We start from the raw sequence: 15,681 nt of genomic DNA on the forward strand, positions 1-15,681 counted from the left end.
ACCATGATAAAAACCTGGCTCCCCTGGCTGATACTGTCGCCTTCCCTGCTGTTTTTATTACTGTTTACCTGGTTTCCCCTCGGGCGATCGATTTATGACAGCCTGTTTGATACACGCATGGTCAGCGACGGCGGCCAGTATGTCGGGCTGGAGAACTTCAGTCGTCTGTTCGCCGACGGCGTCTTCTGGCAGTCGCTGGTGAATAACCTGCTTTATATCCTGCTGACGGTGGTACCGGGCGTGACGCTCGCCCTGCTGCTGGCGGTCGCCCTGACCGAGAATCACCGCGTCAACCGCTGGCTGCGCACCGCCTTCTTCTTCCCGATGATTATCCCGATGGTCAGCGCCGCCGCGCTGTGGCTGTTTATCTTTATGCCCGGCCTTGGCCTGCTCGACCACTATCTGGCGAAGCTGTTTGGCCCGATGAACAACAACTGGCTGGGGCGCAGCAACAGCGCGCTGCTGGCGCTGGCGCTGATTGGCGTGTGGAAGTTCGCCGGTTACTACATGCTGTTTTTCCTCGCCGGGCTGCAAAGCATTCCGGCCTCCACGCGCGAAGCGGCGATCGTGGAAGGCGCCACCCGCACGCAGGTGTTCTTTAAGGTCACGCTGCCGCTGCTGCGCCCGACCCTGAGCTTCGTGATAACCACGGCGCTGATCTACTCCATCACCCAGATCGACCACGTGGCGGTGATGACCCGCGGCGGGCCGGATAACGCCACTACCGTGCTGCTCTACTACATCCAGAACCTCGCCTGGGACACCCATGATTTAGGTAAAGCTTCCGCCGCCACCTTCCTGACGCTGGCCGGGCTGTTTGCCTTCTCGCTGATTAACCTCAAACTGCTGGAGAAAGGAGCGCACTATGAGCGCTGAAATCTCGCCGCTGGCGCTGCGATCGCACAGCGCATCGCGCCCGCTCTGGCTGCGCCTGCGCCGCTCGCAGCCCTTTACGCTCACGGTATTAATGTGCTGCCTGGCGCTGCTGTGGATGAGTCCGTTTTTATGGATGCTGGCGACCTCGTTCAGCGCCACGACCTTCGGCGAGGATATGGCCTCGCTGCTGCCCCGTATGCCGCTGACGCTGAATAACTTCCGCGATGCCTGGGCCAGCGCCGACTGGCTGAGCCTTTACGCCAACACCCTTATCTTCACCTTCGGCACCTTCTTCGTGCAGCTGTTGACCATCACCACCGCCGGCTACGTCTTCGCCTGCCACGAGTTTCGCGGCAAGAAGACGCTGTTCCTGATGTTCCTCGTCCAGCTGATGATCATGCCGGTGGTGATGATGGTGCCGAACATGCTGACCCTGAAAACCTTCGGCCTGCTCAACACCCTCACTGGGGTAATGATGCCCTACTTCACCTCGGCGTTCGGCGTGTTCCTGATGCGTCAGGCGTTTCTGGCCATCCCCAAAGAGCTGGAAGAGGCGGCGCTGATGGAGGGCTGTCGCTGGTGGCAGGTGCTGTTCCGCGTGCTGCTGCCGATGTCCTGGCCGTCGGTGCTGGCCTTCGCCACCGTCAGCATTACCTACCACTGGAACGAGTATCTGTGGCCGCTGATGATGCTGAACGACCCGGACAAACAGGTGCTGACCGTGGGGCTGGTCTCGTTCGCCATGGGCGCAGAATCCGGCGGTCAGTGGGGCATCATCGGCGCCGGCACGCTGATGGTCTGCCTGCCGCTGATGCTGGCGTTCATCCTCTTCCAGAAACAGTTCCTGCGAAGCTTCGGCTTCTCCGGGATCAAATAAGGAGCTCTTCATGCTGTTAGCGCAAATTTCCGATACCCATTTCCGCAGCCGCGGCCAGAAGCTGTACGGCTTTATTGACGTCAACGCCGCCAATGCCGACGTCGTCTCCCAGCTGAATGCCCTGCAGGAGCGTCCGGACGCGGTGGTGGTGAGCGGCGATATCGTCAACTGCGGCCGCCCGGAAGAGTATGAGGTCGCCCGCCAGATCCTCGGCAGCCTGAACTATCCGCTGTATCTCATTCCCGGCAACCACGACGATAAAGCGCTATTTCTGGAATACCTGCATCCGCTGTGCCCGCAGCTCGGCCGCGACGCGCAAAACATGCACTACGCGGTAGACGATTTTGCCACTCGCCTGCTGTTTATCGACTCCAGCCGGGCGGGTACGTCGAAAGGCTGGCTGACCGAGGAAACCATCAAGTGGCTGGAGGCTCAGCTGTTTGATGGCGGCGATAAACCGGCGACGGTGTTTATGCATCATCCGCCGCTGCCGCTGGGCAACGCGCAGATGGACCCTATCGCCTGCGAAAACGGCCATCGTCTGCTGGCGCTGGTTGAGCGTTTCCCGTCGCTGACGCGCATTTTCTGCGGCCATAACCACAGCCTGACCATGACTCAGTATCGCCAGGCCATCATCTCCACCATCCCGGGAACCGTCCACCAGGTGCCCTACTTTCATGAAGATACCCGTCCGTATTACGACCTCTCTCCGGCGTCGTGTCTGATGCATCGCCAGGTCGACGAGCAGTGGGTGAGCTATCAGCATCCTCTGACCCACTACGCCGGACCGTGGATGTACGACGAAAATATCAGCTGCCCAACGGAAGATTGCTAAACGCCATGCTTAGTCTGCAAAACATCAGTAAACAGTTTGACGGTAAACCGGCCCTCAGCGCCCTGTCGCTGGATATTCGCGAAGGGGAATTCGTGGTGCTGGTGGGCCCGTCCGGCTGCGGTAAAAGCACCCTGCTGCGCCTGCTCGCCGGGCTGGAGCCGGTCAGCGAGGGGGAGATCTGGCTGCAAGATGAGAACATCACCGAAATGTCGCCCAGAGAGCGCAACTTCGCGATGATCTTCCAGAACTATGCGCTGTTTCCGCACCTGTCGGTGCGCGACAACATCACCTTCGGCATGAAGGTGCGCAAGGAAGAAAAGACCAGCTGGCAGCCGCGGGTGGATAAAGTCGCGAAGATGCTGCAGCTGGATACCCTGCTCGATCGCAAACCGGCGAAGCTCTCCGGCGGCCAACGGCAGCGGGTGGCGATGGCGCGGGCGATTGTGCGCAATCCGCGCCTGTTCCTGATGGATGAGCCGCTCTCCAACCTCGACGCCCGCCTGCGTAGCGAAGTGCGCGACAGCATTATGGATCTCCACCAGCAGCTCAGAACCAGCACCGTCTACGTCACCCATGACCAGACGGAAGCGATGTCGATGGCCGACCGCATCGTGGTGATGAACGGCGGCCACGTACAGCAGGTCGGGCGACCGGAGTATCTGTACGCCAACCCGGCCAACCTGTTTGTCGCCGGGTTTATCGGATCTCCGGCGATGAATCTGCTCTCACTGCCCTGCGCTGATGGTGAGGTATTACTGGGTGAGCTGCGCTATCCGCTGCCGCCGCGCTACCGTGAAGAATCCCGGGTGTGGTTAGGCATTCGCCCGGAACATATCAGCGACCGCGTGGAGGAGAGCCATCTGCGCCTGCCCGCCACCGTGCTGCAACGAGAACTGATGGGAGCCGATTATTTGCTCCACGTCAGCACCCCCATCGGCACCTTACGCTTTAGTCGTCGCCATCGCGGCGCGGTGCCGGAGAAAGGCGATTCGCTGATCCTCGGCTTTTCACCTGCCGATGTGCATCTTTTTCATGCTGAGAAACAGCATAATTTACTGATGGAGACAGACCATGTTTAAACCTCTCACCGCTCTCGCGGTTGGGCTCAGCCTTGCCCTGAGCGGCGCGGCGCTGGCGAAAGAGAAGATCGACTTCATGTTTCCGGCGCCGGTGGACGGCAAGCTGACCATGGAGATGACCCGCGTCATTAAGCAATTCAACGAGTCGCAGCAGGATGTCGAAGTGCGCGGGATCTTTACCGGCAACTACGACACCACCAAGATCAAAGCCGAATCGGCGCAGAAGGCCGGGCAGCCGCCCGCGCTGGTGATTATGTCCGCTAACTTCACCACCGATCTGGCGCTGAAGGGTGAGATCCTGCCGATGGACGAGCTGTTCCAGTATGGCGATCAAAAAGCGGGGGATTTTCTGGTGAAGGCGTTCTGGCCCGCAATGCATAAAAACGCCCAGGTGATGGGCACCACCTATGCGATCCCGTTCCATAACTCGACGCCGATCCTCTACTACAACAAAACGATGTTCGATCGGGCCGGGATCAAACAGCCGCCGCAAACCTGGGCCGAGCTGCTGGCGGACGCCAGAAAGCTGACCGACGAAAGCAAAGGCCAGTGGGGGATCATGCTGCCGTCGACCAACGATGATTACGGCGGCTGGATCTTCTCGGCGCTGGTGCGCGCCAACGGCGGGAAATACTTTAACGAGGACTATCCGGGCGAAGTCTATTACAACACGCCAACCACCATCGGCGCCCTGCGCTTCTGGCAGAACCTGGTCTATAAAGACAAAGTCATGCCTTCCGGCGTGCTGAATTCGAAACAGATCGGCGCTAGCTTCTTCTCCGGCAAAGTCGGAATGGCGATGCTGAGCACCGGCGCGCTGGGCTTTATGCGCGAGAACAGCAAAGATTTTGAGCTGGGCGTAGCGATGCTGCCGGCCAAAGAGCAGCGCGCGGTACCGATCGGCGGCGCCAGCCTGGTGAGCTTCAAGGGCATCAACGACGCGCAGAAAAAAGCGGCGTATCAGTTCCTGACGTATCTGGTGAGCCCGCAGGTCAACGGCGCCTGGAGCCGCTTTACCGGCTACTTCTCCCCGCGTAAGGCCGCCTACGATACGCCGGAAATGAAGGCGTATCTGCAGCAGGATCCGCGCGCGGCGATCGCCCTCGAACAGCTGAAGTATGCCCATCCGTGGTACTCCACCTGGGAGACCGTTGCCGTGCGTAAAGCGATGGAAAACCAGCTGGCCGCGGTGGTGAACGATGCCAAAGTCACCCCGGAAGCCGCGGTGCAGGCGGCACAGAAGGAGGCCGATGCGCTGATGAAGCCCTACGTCGATAAGACCGCGCTGGCGGAAGTGAAGTAGGCCTTTCCCTCACTATCTCTGCAGATAGCTGAGGTATCTTCTGCAATACCGTACGGAAGCAGTGTGCCCCCTCCCCCTTTTCAAGGGGAGGGGATCGTTCGATACGGCTCGTTAGCCCGGTCCGTGCAGACCGCTGAGCACCGCTCCAGCATTGCAGATACCGTTGGCAATCAGCGTTACACTTTATCCGCCTGCGATTCAGCCACTATTCGCCGGGCCCTGGCGGCCTGCCCTTCTTCACTGGTGTCCAGCTTATCCCGCAGATAGTGCTCGATTTGTTCAAGACTACGGTGGCGGGTTTCCGGTACGCATTTAATCACGAATATCGCGCCAAATACGCCAATACCGGCGAAGATAAAGAAGGTGCCTGAAAGCCCTAACCACGCCAGCAGTATCGGGAAGAACAGGGAGATCAGGAAGTTGGCAATCCACATTGAAAATACCGCCCCCCCCATAAAAATACCGCGCAGGCGGGTTGGAAATATTTCCGACATGAGTAGCCAGGTCACTGGCGATAGCGCCCCCTGCTGAAAGCTCAGAAACAGTAACATCCCTGCCAGAACCATATAGGCGCGCAGCGCATCAGGCTGGCCGTTAACCGTCTCCGGCAACAGATAGCTGACCGCACCGATAAAGACCAGGCAGGCGGTGCAGCCGAACTGACCAATCATGGTCATCGGGCGACGGCCAATTTTGCCAAGCATCCAGATGCCAACGAATGTCATCAATACTGAGACTACGCCATTGGCAATAGTGGCAAACAGCGCGGCATTATCAGTCATACCAACCGAGGTCAGTACCGTGGGGGCATAGTACATAATGGTATTTACACCGGTAAGCTGTTGGATAACCGCTATACCAATACCGATCATAAACAGCTTGAACAACCACGGGGTCATAATCTCGCTGAACCGGGGCTTACCGAGATTGCGCTGCTCATCCAGCGTTTCGGTGATCTCCAGCAGCTCCCACTCAACATCATCTTTATGCCGGGTGCGCTCAAGCACGCGACGGGCTTCCGCCAGGCGCCCTTTCATCGCGTACCAGCGCGGTGAATCCGGCATAAACATCATGCCAAACCAGAGCAGCACGGCGGGTAGCGTCGCCACCGCCAGCATCCAGCGCCAGGTGCTTTCCCCGCCCCAGACTTCATGGAACGTGGCATTAGAAATATAGGCCAGCAGCTGACCGGATACGATCATCAGCTCCTGCAAAGTAACCAGCTGTCCGCGCTTATTCGCGGGAGCTATCTCGGCAATATAGACCGGTACGGTGGCCGCCGCCCCGCCAACCGCCACGCCGAGAATAAGGCGAAAGAAAATCATCCAGTTAACGTCCGGCGCCATAGAGGTGCCTATCGCGCCGATGGCAAAAAGCACCGCCAGCCACAGAATAATTTTCTTTCTGCCCGCTGCATTCGCCAGATTGCCAGAAAGCAGCGCGCCAAAGGCGGCGCCGAATAGCAGCGAGCTGGTGACCAGACCGGTGGTAAAGGGAGTAAGATGAAGCTCGGTGCCCATAAAGAGTAAGGCACCGGAAATCACCCCGGTATCATAGCCAAAAAGTAAACCGCCAAGCGTCGCGATCAGGGCGACAACTTTTACAAAGGGCGTTGTCGGGGTCTCGCTATTCGGTCCCGACGCTTTATTGAGTGTAAGATATTGTTCCTTAGACATAATAGACTCCAGTAACCCGCCTTGTTTGAGGGAAGATTTGCTCTAGTCTGAATGCAGAGGCCGAGGCCTCACCGACGTGTTGTTTTCGTTCTACGTCTTGAGCTACTGCTGAGTGATGGGGTAAAAAAAGCAGGCCATACGACGTATGGCCTGAAAATAAAACAACGATTAGATTCCTGCCGTCTCGCGGATATATTTGCGCGCTTTTACGGCGTATTCGAATGGGTTGGCCAGCGCCGGATCCTGCTCGGCCTCAACCACCATCCAGCCTTTATAGCCATGCTCGTCCAGCAGCTTGAACACCGGACGGAAATCAATGACGCCGTCGCCCGGCACGGTGAAGGTCCCCTTCTTCACGCCGTCCAGGAAGGAGAGCCCTTCGCGACGCACCTGCTCGATCACCGGCGGACGCACGTCTTTCAGGTGCACGTGGTTAATGCGCGGCAGATATTTTTTCAGAATCGCCAGCATCGGCTCTTCGCCGCCTTCGGAATACCAGGCGTGTCCGGTGTCGTAGAGCAGGAAGACTTTGTCATCCACCAGCGACATAAACTTGTCGATCTCTGCCGTCGTCTGGATACCGGTGCCCATATGGTGGTGCAGACAAACCTGCATGCCCTTTTCCGCCGCCAGACGACCGAGGGTGTTATAGCCTTCCGCCACCCGCTGCCACTCTTCTTCGCTAAAGCACGGTTTCGCATTCTCCAGGATGGGCTTTTCCAGCCCCTGGATGCTGCCGCTCTGCTCAGAGCAGCCGATCACTTTCGCGCCCATAGCATGCAGGAAATTCATGTGGTTAACGAATTCATCAATGGTCTTTTCCCGCTGGCCGTTAGCAAAAAAGGTGCTGAACCAGGCGTTGCAAATCTGAATGCCGCGGATATCCAGCATCGGCTTGAGAACCGCCGGATCGCGTGGATATTTGCTGCCGACTTCGCTGCCGGTAAAGCCCGCCAGCGCCATTTCGCTGACGATTTGCTGGAAAGTATTCTCGCTGCCCAGCTCCGGCATATCGTCGTTAGTCCAGCCAATCGGGGCGATAGCCAGTTTTACGTTATCTTTGTTCATAGTAGGGGGCTCCTGCCGCTGCGCCTTACCGGCGCAGCAATTCACGTTCGATGAGTTCACGGGTTTCCACTGCCTGGTATTTCATTTTTTCCGGGTAGCCGAACAGCGAGGTGGCCACAATCGGCTCACCGCCGACCTTGAAGGTCTGCTCGGCAAATTTCATATCGCGCAGGGTGCGGAACAGCGCGTCGAAATCAACATCCCCTTCTCCGACGCCCACGTGCTGGTGAACGACGGCATCTACGCCCGGTGGGTTAACGATATAGCGGCAGTGTTTTGTATGGTTGCGGGTATCCGCGATCAGCACATGGGAGAGATCGCTTCCCGCGTAGCGCAGCATCTTCTCAACGTCGCCCACGCCTTTGTCATAGAAGAAGGTGTGCGGGACGCTGTAAACGTACTTAACGTTATCGCTGCGGAACGACTTCACGATATCGACGGTTTCGTTGTTCTCTTCGCAGAAGTCCCACGGATGTGCCTGAATTTCAACGCGGATGCCTTCGCGCTCAAAAATCGGCAGCAGCTCTTCCATGGAGCGATAGAACATCTCATCGCAAATCTCCGGCTGATTAGGATCGCCGGAGAACTCGGTGTTGATCACCTGTACACCCATTTCAACCGCGATTTCGATCAGCCGTTTCCAGTTTTTCACTGCCGCCTGACGGCGCAGCTCATCCGGACCGGACCAGCGGTAGACGCAGATAAACGAGGAGAGCTCCACGCCGGTATCGCGCAGCGCCTGCTTGTACTCAGCCATAATTTCCCGGCCGGCGCGCGGGTGCTTGTAGAACGGGTTGATCTGCGGGTGCGGCGATTGCTCAATGTACTTGTAGCCCCACTCCGCCACCTGGTGGACCATTCGGGTTACCCCGAGGTCTTTAATGACATCAACGTCAAAAGCAATTTTCATCGTCGTTACCTGTGCAAAGAAGTTCCGTCAGCAAAGCGGGATTAGCGTTTGTAGAATGCCGGGCATTCCGGCAGCGTCACCTCAACCGGCTCGCTGGTTTCCTGGGCTTTGATACAGGCGTCGGCAGCAACGGACGCCGCGTAGCCATCCCACGCCGATGGGCCGTGCAGCTGGCCGGCCTGAACATCATTGATAAAGGCCTGTAGCTCAACGTCATACGCTTTGATAAAGCGATCCTTCCAGTCGGTCAGGATAGCGGTCGACAGGTTAGCGGCTTTGCGCATCTGCACAGCCGACGGCTCAGGCAGGCGGGCAATCCCGGTTTCCCCTACCACTTCACACTGGATGTCGTAGCCGTACTGGCAGTTCACGAAGACTTCCACGTCGATCAGCGTGCCTTTTTTGGTTTCAAACGACACGATCTGCGGGTCTTTCAGGCGCGCGTGGGTGTGGGACGTGGAGCGTGGGAAGCGCACCTGCACGGAAACATAGTCGTCATTCAGCAGCCAGCGCAGAACGTCCAGCTCGTGAATCAGGGTGTTGGTGATCGCCATGTTGGTGATGTAATCCTCGCCCACCGACTGGTTGCGGTGCGCGCAGCGCAGCATCAGCGGCGCGCCGATATCGCCGTCATCGATCACTTTTTTCAGCGCCAGATAGCCTTCGTCGTAAGGGCGCATAAATCCAACCTGCACCAGGCGGCGACCGGCTTTCATTTCCGCATCAACGATGCGGCGGCAGCCTTCCGCGCTCATCGCCAGCGGCTTCTCGCAGAACACCGGCTTCCCGGCGGCGATGGCGGCCAGGGTGTACTCTTCGTGGGTGGGATCCCATGAGGTCACCAGAATAGCGTCCACATCGCTGGCCTTAATCACGTCATGACCGTCGGCGTACACTTCGGCATGCACGCCCGGCAGCGCAACCGCGGCGCGGGCGTTCTCTTCGTTGATATCCGAAACCGCCACTACCGTGGCTCCCTGCAGTACCTGAGTGCAACGACGGATATGCTCTTTACCGATAGCGCCGGCACCGATGACACCTAATTTGAGTGACATAGTTGGTTTTCTCCCGAGATTTGTAGGGTTCAGGGTTTGTGTTCTGTTTTAGTAATCCCGCGCCTGAGCGCGTTTTTCATTGATCATTTGCGCCACCTTGCGGATCCGCTCGGAGAGCGCAGACTGCGCGACGCCGACGTTCCACCAGCTGCCGTATTTGTGCACCATGGTTTTCGGCAGCACTTTAATGTCTATCAGGGTGCTGACGGTTTCGCGGCGCGCGGCGTCCAGCGCGTGGCGTAGTTCTTCTAGCGTCGTGACGCGCCAGGTTTTGCAGCCGTAGCCGGCAGCGACGGTGGCGAAATCTACCGGCACCAGGCCGCCCTGCAGCTGGCCCGATTCGGCGCAGCGGAAGCGGAACTCGGTGCCGAAGCTGTCCATACCGTGCTCCATTTGCAGGTTGTTAATGCAGCCGTTGGCCATGTTGTCGAGCAGCACGATGTTGATCTTCGCGCGCTCCTGCAGGGAGGTCACCAGCTCGGAGTGCAGCATCATGAACGAGCCGTCGCCGACCAGCGAATAGACCTCGCTTTGCGGTTGGGCTAACTTCACGCCCAGCGCGGCGCTGACTTCGTACCCCATGCAGGAGTAGCCGTATTCCACGTGATAGGTGTTGGTGGCCCGGTTGCGCCAGACGCGCTGCAGGTCTCCCGGCAGGCTACCCGCCGCCGCCACAATCACCGCATCCGCCGGCAGCGTTTCGTTGAGTACGCCAAGGACGCTGCTTTGCGTCAGGGTGGAGTCGGTTATCTGGCGAAATTCGCGATACACCGATTCCCGATCCAGATGGTCGTCGATTTCCGGGACGAAAGCGGTTTCCTGCCAGACCGCCTGGTAAACGCGCTGGGTCTCTTTCAGCTGGCGGCTCTGCACGCTTTCAATCTGCTCGCCCCAGCCAGCCTGCCAGGATTCGCCGGACAGGGCGTCGTCCAGGGCAGTGAGGGCTTCGCGAGCATCCGCCAGCATCGGGATGCCATCCAGCTTCCAGGCGTCGAAGTTGCTGACGTTAATATTGAGGAAGCGCACGCCTGGGTGCTGGAAAATCCATTTTGACGAGGTGGTGAAATCGCTGAAACGCGTGCCGAGACCGATGACCAGATCCGCCTCTTTCGCCAGCAGGTTCGCCGCCAGGCAGCCGGTTTCGCCGACGCCGCCCACGTTATACGGATGCGAAGAGACAACGCTGCCTTTACCCGCCTGGGTTTCGGCAAACGGCACGCCGTAGCGCTCGGCAAAACGGGTCAACGCCTCGCCGGCGCCGGAGTATTTCACCCCGCCGCCGCAGACGATCAGCGGCTTACGGCTGGCTTTAATCGCCGCCACGGCATCCGCCAGCTGCGCGGCGCTGGCCGGGCGGCGATCAAGGCGGTGTACCCGGCGGGTAAAGAAGGATTCCGGATAATCCCAGGCTTCACCCTGGACATCCTGCGGCAGACAGAGCGTGACCGCACCGGTTTCCGCCGGGTCGGTCAACACGCGCATGGCGTTGATGCAGGCGCTCATCAGCTGTTCCGGACGGGTGATGCGATCCCAGTATTTACTCACCGCGCGAAACGCGTCGTTAGTGGTAATGCTGAGATCGTGGCTCTGTTCGATTTGCTGTAGCACCGGGTCAGGCTGGCGGGTCGCAAACACATCGCCCGGCAGCAGCAGCAGCGGGATGCGGTTGGCGGTCGCGGTGGCGGCAGCGGTAATCATGTTCGCCGCGCCGGGGCCAATGGAGGAGGTGCAGGCAATAATCTGACGACGCAGGGACTGTCTGGCAAAACCGGTGGCGACATGCGCCATCCCTTGCTCGTTACGCCCCTGATAGACCCGCATTTCACCGCTATCTTGTTCAAGGGCCTGGCCCATTCCCAGCACGTTGCCGTGGCCAAAGATAGCAAAGATGCCTTTGACGAACTTATGCTCTTCGCCATCGACTTCCAGGTACTGGTTATCCAGGAACTTCACCAGCGCCTGCGCCATTGTCAGTCTCAGTTTGCCCATGTTGCCCAATCCTTATTGTTCAGTATTTGCGTGTGGGTTCGCGTTTTGCCCTGCACAGCGATACAGCGATGAGTCAGGGAAATCGTTAACGTCACTGGAATACTTCTGGATTATAGGCAAACATTTTTTTCATTAAATAGAAATACAGAAGAAATATTTCATTTTGCGAGAGCGATCAAACTCTCTATGCATTTCACCCGTTTCATTCGCATCCTGTATACGGGATAACGCGCAAATTACGCGGCCCACCTCTTAATATCCCCTTAAAAATCATAGGTAAAGACCGCATCTAAACGGGCTTTAGTTCAACTTTCAGCCGCAGCCCAGGATCCGAGGCAGAATGAGGCTCAGCGCGGCATAGTGGTATATCCCTCACATTTTTGGTTTTTTAATTTCGATCTAGTTTGCAAATGAAATATTTATTTCTCAAACTAGAGATAACCAATAACCCTCAGGCTGTTTTCGGAGACGCTGTCGGTATCCCGACTCTTCCGTACAGCAGAAATGCAAAAGGAAACCCTAGCTATGAATGCAGCAGTAAAGCGACTCGACGTCATCTGTATTGGCCGGGTGGCAGTCGATCTCTATGCCCAGCAGATTGGCGCGAGGCTGGAAGATGTCGCCAGTTTTTCTAAATACCTGGGTGGCTCTTCCGGCAACGTCGCCTTCGGCACCGCCATTCAGGGATTAAAATCGGCAATGCTCGCTCGCGTGGGCGATGAGCATAATGGTCGTTTTCTACGCGAAACCCTGAGCCGCGCCGGCGTCGATACCGAATATCTGATCACCGATAAGCAGCGCCTGACGGCGTTAGTGATGCTGGGGATTAAAGATCAGGAGACGTTTCCGCTGATTTTTTACCGCGATAACTGCGCCGATATGGCCCTTTCGCCAGAAGATATTAAGGAAGAGTACATCGCCTCTTCCCGGGCGCTGGCGGTAACCGGCACCCACCTTTCGCACGCCAACACGCGCGAAGCGGTGCTGAAGGCGCTGGAGTACGCCCGCCGCCACGGCCTGCGTACCGCGCTGGATATCGACTATCGTCCGGTGCTTTGGGGGTTAACGTCTTTAGGCGACGGTGAAACGCGTTTCATTGAATCCGGCCAGGTGACCAGCCAGCTGCAGGAAGTCCTGCATCTGTTCGATTTAGTGGTGGGGACAGAAGAGGAGTTTCATATTGCCGGCGGCAGCACCGATACCCTGACCGCGCTGAAAAACGTGCGTAACGCCACGAAAGCGACGCTGGTTTGCAAGCGCGGTCCGATGGGCTGCGTGGTGCTGGAAGGCGCTATTCCCGACAGCTGGGATAGCGTGCCGCTGCAGCAGGGCGTACGCGTAGACGTGCTTAACGTCCTGGGCGCGGGCGATGCCTTTATGTCCGGCCTGCTGCGCGGCTGGCTTAACGATGAAGGTTGGGAGCAGGCCTGCCGCTACGCTAACGCCTGCGGCGCGCTGGTGGTTTCACGCCACGGCTGCGCGCCCGCAATGCCGACCAAAGCCGAGCTTGACGACTATCTGTCGCGGGCAGAATCGGTGCCGCGTCCGGATATCGACGATCGTCTCAACCATCTCCATCGCGTCACCAGCCGCCGCCAGGCGTGGCCGGAGCTGTGCATTTTCGCCTTTGACCACCGTAAACAGCTGGCAGATCTGGCGCTGGAAACCGGGCGTGATGAATCCTGCATTCCGCAGCTGAAGCTGCTGCTGCTGGCGGCCGCGGAAGCCGCCGCAGACGAAGCCGGTCTTGACGGTCGCAGCGGCATCCTCGCCGATGGCACCTACGGCCAGCGCTCGCTCAATGCCATCACCGGCAAGGGCTGGTGGATTGGTCGACCGATTGAAATGCCGAGCTCGCGCCCGCTGCGTCTGGAACATGGCAACATCGGTTCCCAGCTGATCGACTGGCCGCTGGAGCACGTGGTGAAATGCCTGGTCTTCTATCATCCGGCCGATCCGGCCGAGCTGCGCGCCGAACAGGATGCGCTGCTGCTGGAGGTCTGGCAGGCGTGCAACAAGTCCGGGCATGAGCTGCTGCTGGAAATCATCCTGCCGGAAAACGGCCCGGATAAAGATGAACGCCACTACCACGACATGCTGGAGCACTTCTATCAGCTGGGCATCCAGCCGGACTGGTGGAAGCTGCCGCCGCTGTCGAGCGCGGAATGGGAAAGGATTGGCAAACTGATCGCGCGCGAAGATAGCTGGTGCCGCGGGATCTTAATCCTCGGCCTGGACGCTCCTTCGGACCGTCTGCGCGCCGGTTTTGCCGAAGCGGCGAAGCATCCGATGATCAAAGGTTTTGCCGTAGGACGCACCATTTTTGGCCAGCCTTCACGGCGCTGGATGCAGGGAGAGCTCAGCGACGAGGCGCTGATTAACGAAGTGAAACGCAACTACCTCACGCTCATCGGCTACTGGCGAGAAGCCCGCGGCTGATTCCGCCCAGGCCCGCATCCTCTTCAGAAGATGCGGGCTTTTTTCTGGATCTTCGTGAAATGAATCGCGTATTTCATCGTAGTAAATGAAAAATTCGCTTCATTTGATACACTGGAAATTATATTCCTTTCATTTTCTCAGAGCGCAATCTATGGCCAATAATCCGACCCAACTTACCATCTTGCAGGATGAAATCAGGCGTCGCTACGACACGTTAAGCAAACGCCTGAAACAGGTAGCCCGCTATATTCTCGATAACAGCAATAGCGTGGCTTTCGACACCGTGGCCTCTATCGCGCAACAAGCTGACGTCCCCCCTTCCACGCTGATCCGCTTCGCTAACGCCTTTGGTTTTAGCGGCTTCAACGAAATGAAGCAGATGTTCAAGCAGCACCTGATGGAAGAGACGGCTAACTATACCGAGCGCGCGCGTCTGTTCCGCCAGACCACCACGGATGACGCAACCCCGCCGGAAACGCCGACCGAAATCCTGAATATGTTCACCATGGTCAATACCCAGGCGCTGCAGCAGCTGGCGATGCAGACCTCCGGCGACGATCTGCAGCGCGCGGTCGCGCTGCTGGCGGAAGCTGAGAATATCTACGTTATTGGCCTGCGCCGCTCCTTTAGCGTCGCCTCCTATCTGACCTACGCCCTGCGCCATCTGGACCGTAAAGCGTTCCTGATTGACGGTCTGGGCGGCATGTTTACCGAGCAGCTGAGCCTGGTCGGGCCGAAAGATGTCGTGGTGGCGGTGAGCTTCTCTCCGTATGCGCGGGAAGTGGTTGAACTGGTGGAGCTCGGCGCGCAGCGTAAAGCACGACAGATAGCGATTACCGATAGCCAGGTCAGCCCGCTGGCGGCCTTCAGCGACGTCTGCTTTGTGGTGCGCGAGGCGCAGGTTGATGGTTTCCGCTCTCAGGTGGCCTCGCTGTGCCTGGCCCAGACGCTGGCGGTCTCGCTGGCGCTGAACAGCAGCAAAGATGCAGAGACGAAGCAGCTGGCTTAAGCTTTTCATTATTCCCGGATGCGACGTAAACGTCTTATCCGGGCTACTTGTCCGCAGATGACGGTAAACCCGTAGCACGGCTAAGCGCAGCGCGAGCCGGGGTGCAGCTGGCTTAAATTTTTCATGACTCCCGGATGGCGACGTAAACGTCTTATCCGGGCTACTTGTCCACAAACGACGGTAAACCCGTAGCCCGGCTGAGCGCAGCGCGAGCCGGGGGTGCAGCTGGCTTAAGCTTTTCATTATTCCCGGATGGCGACGTAAACGTCTTATCCGGACTACTTGTCCACAAACGACGGTAAACCTGTAGCCCGGCTGAGCGCAGCGCGAGCCGGGGTGCAGCTGGCTTAAGTTTTTCATGATTCCCGGATGGCGACGTAAACGTCTTATCCGGACTACTTGTCCGCAGATGACGGTAAACCCGTAGCCCGGCTGAGCGCAGCGCGAGCCGGGGTGCAGCTGGCTTAAATTTTTCATGACTCCCGGATGGCGACGTAAACGTCTTATCCGGGCTACTTGTCCGCAGACGACGGTAAACCCGTAGCCCGGCTAAGCGCAGCGCGAG

General features: G+C 58.3%; 12 protein-coding genes. 7 read left to right on the plus strand and 5 right to left on the minus strand.

What is annotated here, in order from left to right; genetic code table 11:
• Positions 1-3: 3 nt before the first annotated feature.
• The 5 genes from ABLU67_RS19805 to ABLU67_RS19825 are packed head-to-tail and all read left to right on the plus strand — an operon-like array spanning position 4 to position 4,970.
• Positions 4-876, plus strand: coding sequence for a sugar ABC transporter permease (locus tag ABLU67_RS19805; RefSeq protein WP_348852506.1), 873 nt, complete (start codon positions 4-6; stop codon positions 874-876).
• Positions 866-1,753, plus strand: a complete 888-nt coding sequence (locus tag ABLU67_RS19810; RefSeq protein ID WP_023320236.1) for a carbohydrate ABC transporter permease — start codon at positions 866-868, stop codon at positions 1,751-1,753. Before ABLU67_RS19805 ends, ABLU67_RS19810 begins: the two co-directional genes overlap by 11 nt.
• 10 nt (positions 1,754-1,763) lie before the next feature.
• On the plus strand, positions 1,764-2,588 hold the full coding sequence (locus tag ABLU67_RS19815) for a phosphodiesterase (RefSeq protein WP_004117574.1): 825 nt from the start codon (positions 1,764-1,766) through the stop codon (positions 2,586-2,588).
• 5 nt (positions 2,589-2,593) lie between these two features.
• Positions 2,594-3,667, plus strand: coding sequence for an ABC transporter ATP-binding protein (locus ABLU67_RS19820; protein ID WP_032747687.1), 1,074 nt, complete (start codon positions 2,594-2,596; stop codon positions 3,665-3,667).
• On the plus strand, positions 3,660-4,970 hold the full coding sequence (locus ABLU67_RS19825) for an ABC transporter substrate-binding protein (RefSeq protein WP_049082546.1): 1,311 nt from the start codon (positions 3,660-3,662) through the stop codon (positions 4,968-4,970). The genes ABLU67_RS19820 and ABLU67_RS19825 overlap by 8 nt, the downstream gene beginning before the upstream one ends.
• A 176-nt stretch (positions 4,971-5,146) precedes the next feature.
• On the opposite strand, the gene ABLU67_RS19830 is transcribed toward ABLU67_RS19825, so the two are convergent.
• From ABLU67_RS19830 to iolD, 5 genes are all read right to left on the minus strand, one after another.
• On the minus strand, positions 5,147-6,646 hold the full coding sequence (locus ABLU67_RS19830; protein ID WP_014837228.1) for a sugar porter family MFS transporter: 1,500 nt from the start codon (positions 6,644-6,646) through the stop codon (positions 5,147-5,149).
• 168 nt (positions 6,647-6,814) lie between these two features.
• The gene (gene iolE, locus ABLU67_RS19835) at positions 6,815-7,714 is read right to left on the minus strand and encodes a myo-inosose-2 dehydratase (protein ID WP_004098147.1); all 900 of its coding nucleotides are present in this window, start codon (positions 7,712-7,714) and stop codon (positions 6,815-6,817) included.
• 25 nt (positions 7,715-7,739) lie between these two features.
• The gene (locus ABLU67_RS19840; RefSeq protein ID WP_348852507.1) at positions 7,740-8,624 is read right to left on the minus strand and encodes a sugar phosphate isomerase/epimerase; all 885 of its coding nucleotides are present in this window, start codon (positions 8,622-8,624) and stop codon (positions 7,740-7,742) included.
• A 41-nt stretch (positions 8,625-8,665) separates the two neighbouring features.
• Positions 8,666-9,679, minus strand: coding sequence for a Gfo/Idh/MocA family oxidoreductase (locus ABLU67_RS19845; RefSeq protein WP_004098145.1), 1,014 nt, complete (start codon positions 9,677-9,679; stop codon positions 8,666-8,668).
• Positions 9,680-9,727: 48 nt separating this feature from the next.
• On the minus strand, positions 9,728-11,668 hold the full coding sequence (gene iolD / locus ABLU67_RS19850) for a 3D-(3,5/4)-trihydroxycyclohexane-1,2-dione acylhydrolase (decyclizing) (RefSeq protein WP_014227682.1): 1,941 nt from the start codon (positions 11,666-11,668) through the stop codon (positions 9,728-9,730).
• A gap of 525 nt (positions 11,669-12,193) precedes the next feature.
• Between iolD and iolC the strand changes: the two genes are divergently transcribed.
• Positions 12,194-14,107: a 5-dehydro-2-deoxygluconokinase gene (gene iolC, locus ABLU67_RS19855; protein WP_014227681.1), complete on the plus strand. Its 1,914-nt coding sequence runs from the start codon at positions 12,194-12,196 to the stop codon at positions 14,105-14,107.
• Positions 14,108-14,258: 151 nt separating this feature from the next.
• Positions 14,259-15,116, plus strand: coding sequence for a MurR/RpiR family transcriptional regulator (locus ABLU67_RS19860; protein ID WP_004098142.1), 858 nt, complete (start codon positions 14,259-14,261; stop codon positions 15,114-15,116).
• Positions 15,117-15,681 lie beyond the last annotated feature (565 nt).

The organism is Klebsiella sp. GN_Kp190 (genome assembly GCF_040061795.1).
Taxonomy (GTDB): domain Bacteria; phylum Pseudomonadota; class Gammaproteobacteria; order Enterobacterales; family Enterobacteriaceae; genus Klebsiella; species Klebsiella michiganensis.

What these genes read in the sequence shown, in the direction of transcription:
- ABLU67_RS19805 (WP_348852506.1), top strand. Translation starts at nt 4, where the DNA reads ATGATAAAAACCTGGCTCCCCTGGCTGATACTGTCGCCTTCCCTGCTG.
- ABLU67_RS19810 (WP_023320236.1), top strand. Translation starts at nt 866, where the DNA reads ATGAGCGCTGAAATCTCGCCGCTGGCGCTGCGATCGCACAGCGCATCG.
- ABLU67_RS19815 (WP_004117574.1), top strand. Translation starts at nt 1,764, where the DNA reads ATGCTGTTAGCGCAAATTTCCGATACCCATTTCCGCAGCCGCGGCCAG.
- ABLU67_RS19820 (WP_032747687.1), top strand. Translation starts at nt 2,594, where the DNA reads ATGCTTAGTCTGCAAAACATCAGTAAACAGTTTGACGGTAAACCGGCC.
- ABLU67_RS19825 (WP_049082546.1), top strand. Translation starts at nt 3,660, where the DNA reads ATGTTTAAACCTCTCACCGCTCTCGCGGTTGGGCTCAGCCTTGCCCTG.
- ABLU67_RS19830 (WP_014837228.1), bottom strand. Translation starts at nt 6,646, where the DNA reads ATGTCTAAGGAACAATATCTTACACTCAATAAAGCGTCGGGACCGAAT.
- iolE (WP_004098147.1), bottom strand. Translation starts at nt 7,714, where the DNA reads ATGAACAAAGATAACGTAAAACTGGCTATCGCCCCGATTGGCTGGACT.
- ABLU67_RS19840 (WP_348852507.1), bottom strand. Translation starts at nt 8,624, where the DNA reads ATGAAAATTGCTTTTGACGTTGATGTCATTAAAGACCTCGGGGTAACC.
- ABLU67_RS19845 (WP_004098145.1), bottom strand. Translation starts at nt 9,679, where the DNA reads ATGTCACTCAAATTAGGTGTCATCGGTGCCGGCGCTATCGGTAAAGAG.
- iolD (WP_014227682.1), bottom strand. Translation starts at nt 11,668, where the DNA reads ATGGGCAAACTGAGACTGACAATGGCGCAGGCGCTGGTGAAGTTCCTG.
- iolC (WP_014227681.1), top strand. Translation starts at nt 12,194, where the DNA reads ATGAATGCAGCAGTAAAGCGACTCGACGTCATCTGTATTGGCCGGGTG.
- ABLU67_RS19860 (WP_004098142.1), top strand. Translation starts at nt 14,259, where the DNA reads ATGGCCAATAATCCGACCCAACTTACCATCTTGCAGGATGAAATCAGG.